The 2360-nt window shown below is 62.0% G+C and carries 4 protein-coding genes and 1 pseudogene; 4 read left to right on the top strand and 1 reads right to left on the bottom strand.

Annotation, left to right across the window (positions count from 1 at the left end):
• Window positions 1–224: 224 nt before the first annotated feature.
• Both ABTU92_RS22675 and ABTU92_RS22670 read left to right on the top strand, forming a co-directional pair.
• The gene (locus ABTU92_RS22675; protein WP_408093891.1) at window positions 225–383 is read left to right on the top strand and encodes a WbqC family protein; all 159 of its coding nucleotides are present in this window, start codon (window positions 225–227) and stop codon (window positions 381–383) included.
• A gap of 126 nt (window positions 384–509) precedes the next feature.
• Complete coding sequence (locus ABTU92_RS22670; protein ID WP_408093890.1) at window positions 510–1370, top strand: glycosyltransferase family 2 protein; 861 nt, start codon at window positions 510–512, stop codon at window positions 1368–1370.
• Between the two features lie 126 nt (window positions 1371–1496).
• Here the strand turns inward: ABTU92_RS22670 and ABTU92_RS22665 are convergent.
• Window positions 1497–1598, bottom strand: a pseudogene (locus tag ABTU92_RS22665) (transposase domain-containing protein); the annotation flags it as partial.
• Window positions 1599–1815: 217 nt separating this feature from the next.
• Between ABTU92_RS22665 and ABTU92_RS22660 the strand changes: the two are divergent.
• Complete coding sequence (locus ABTU92_RS22660) at window positions 1816–2091, top strand: sigma factor-like helix-turn-helix DNA-binding protein (RefSeq protein ID WP_408093889.1); 276 nt, start codon at window positions 1816–1818, stop codon at window positions 2089–2091.
• 71 nt (window positions 2092–2162) lie between these two features.
• A partial coding sequence (locus ABTU92_RS22655; RefSeq protein WP_408093888.1) for a transposase occupies window positions 2163–2360 on the top strand: 198 nt, incomplete at its 3' end.

The following is a 2360-nucleotide window of genomic DNA, read 5'->3' as shown; positions in this document are numbered from 1 at the left end:
GAATTTCAACAGCCTGCTAAACGATCCCGCTCCTTTTGCTGGATGGCGCCCTGCGGTACCTGTTAAGTTAGCAATGGCCCGCCCCTCGTGCGAGGGATGTCGGATCTTCCGATCCAGTCGCCACAAAGACGGTAGCACTGCACGTTTTCTCGCGGCGCCGCGATGCCGAGTTCGGCCTCGCGAAGCGCTGAACTAAGGATCTCGAATGATGGTAGAATCCGAGTCTGACGACCGAAAAGATCGTTGCCATCCTCCAATCCAACTATATCCCCTGGATTGGCTATTTCGACATCACCACGGTTTCGGACGTATTCGTCATGTTCGACGACGTACAGTTCACGCGACGGGACTGGCGTAACCGACGGAGGTTATCCGGCACATGACCAGGGCCGTACAACCTTTGAGCCTGGGGTGAGCATGCTCAACCTTCTCTTCCGTCTGGGTCCCGACGCGGTGACGCATCTCATAGCCCGGCATCCCGGCGGCGCCCTTTTTGAGGCCAGGTTTTTATGGCGACGACTGGTGTCACAGTTATCATTCCGGTCTACAACCGGCAGCAGACCGGCGAGGCGGCCGCGCGCTCAGCCCTGGCGCAGTCCGGTTGTGACGTCGAGGTCGTGATCGTAGACGACGCCTCGACGCCGGCTTTCGCTCTGCCGCCGGACCTTGCCGCCGATGCACGCATCCGGCTCATCCGCAGCGACGTAAATGGAGGGCCGGCGGCGAGCCGCAACCTCGGACTGGCCGCTGCGACGCAGCCCTGGGTCGCTTTTCTGGACTCGGATGACCGATTCCTGCCCGGCAAGCTGGCGCGGCAACTCGCCTTTGCCAACCCCAGCCGCCCGCTGGATGTGGTGGCCACGGGGTTCATCTACGCCCGCCGCCTCACAAACGAGGAGCAGCGTCTGATCCCAGCGTCGGCCTCCGATGTGGCCACGTTCTGCGCTGGCTGCTGGCATTGCCCGGGCTCGACACTGCTCGCCAGCCGCGCGGTCTTCGATACAGTCGGGATGCTGGACTCTCGACTTCGCCGACTCGAGGATCTCGAATGGTTTATACGACTTGGGCTAAAGGGCGGGTCGCTCACGGTGGTTCCCGAGCCGCTCGCGTGGATCGATGTCGGTGTCAACGCATCGATCGTCAACGTCGATAAGGCCGCCGCCCTGATTGCCGCGACATATCTCGATCGGCCCGAAAAACTGGCGGATCGAAAGGCTCAACGTAACCTCGCCGCCTATCTTGCCCTAGAGCGTGCCGCGGCGCAATACAAAAAGACTGGCTTCTGGGCTGCTGCGCCGCACCTATTACGCTCTTTTTGGCTAAAGCCGCGACTGCGAAAGCACCTCGGCGTCTGGTGGCGCGTGGGGTAGATGTTTGGTCCCAAATTGACGTGCCGAGGATAAATGATTGGTCAGGACGGGTCTATTGTCGGTCTCGGGCGGTGAGGCAAGGCTGTCCACCTAGCTAAGGTCGGGACTCAATTGTAAGCGTTGTCGTCAGGCCACGTTTCTTAGGGCTTGCGGCGGGGCGTAGGCCCAGGGCAGCAGGTCGTCGATGTGGCTGTTCGGGTGGCTGTCGACGATCCGGGTGATGACGTCGGGCGAGATAGACGTGCGTTTTCCAGGCCATGGTGATCGCGGTTTCCAGACCATCGTGATCACCCGGTCCAGAGCATCGTGATCACCGATTCCAGGGGATCGTGATCGCTGTTTCCAGCAATCGTGATCGGCCTTGGGGGAGACAGGGAGAAGGCGTCCGCGTCCGACAGTCGACAACCCAAGGTAGCTTGGTCCTTTACCCGAGTGGAGGACCGAGATGCCGACAGAGAGACTGTCCATGCGCCAAATCCGCGAACTCCTACGCCTGCGATACAGCGTCGGCATGTCCCAGCGGGAAGTCGCCCGCAGCCTCGGCCTTGCCCAGGGCACGGTGAGCAAGTACGTGAACCGAGCCCGTCGTGCCGGGTTGACCTGGCCCTGCCGGCCGATCTCGACGACGACCTCCGCCTGGAGAACCAGCTCTACCCGCCTCCCTCGGAGCTTCCGAGCGACGAACGCCCCCACCCGGACTGGTCCCACATTCACCGTGTGAAGTGGACCCCGGATTTGGGGCCAGGGCGGAAGTTGGAAGTCGGCCGCCCCGTTTGGTAAACGGAGCAGGCCATGACGAAGAGAACGAGACGGAAGATCGACGCGGGGCTGAAGGCGAAGATCGCGCTAGAGGCGATCCGCGAGCAGGCGACGGTTGCCGACCTAGCCCAGCGCTACGAGGTCCATCCCAACCAGATTTACGCTTGGAAAAAGCCTCCTCGACAACGCCCGAGCAGCGCCGCCACTTCGGCGAAGTCGACGTCGAACACG

It is taken from the genome of Rhodoplanes sp. SY1 (assembly GCF_046000175.1).
Classification (GTDB): Bacteria; Pseudomonadota; Alphaproteobacteria; order Rhizobiales; family Xanthobacteraceae; genus Rhodoplanes.
This window is presented reverse-complemented; position numbering and strand designations above follow the sequence as displayed.

Bases quoted from the DNA above. Each gene is read 5' to 3' on its own strand.
- ABTU92_RS22670 (WP_408093890.1), top strand. From the start codon at position 510: ATGGCGACGACTGGTGTCACAGTTATCATTCCGGTCTACAACCGGCAG.
- ABTU92_RS22660 (WP_408093889.1), top strand. From the start codon at position 1,816: ATGCCGACAGAGAGACTGTCCATGCGCCAAATCCGCGAACTCCTACGC.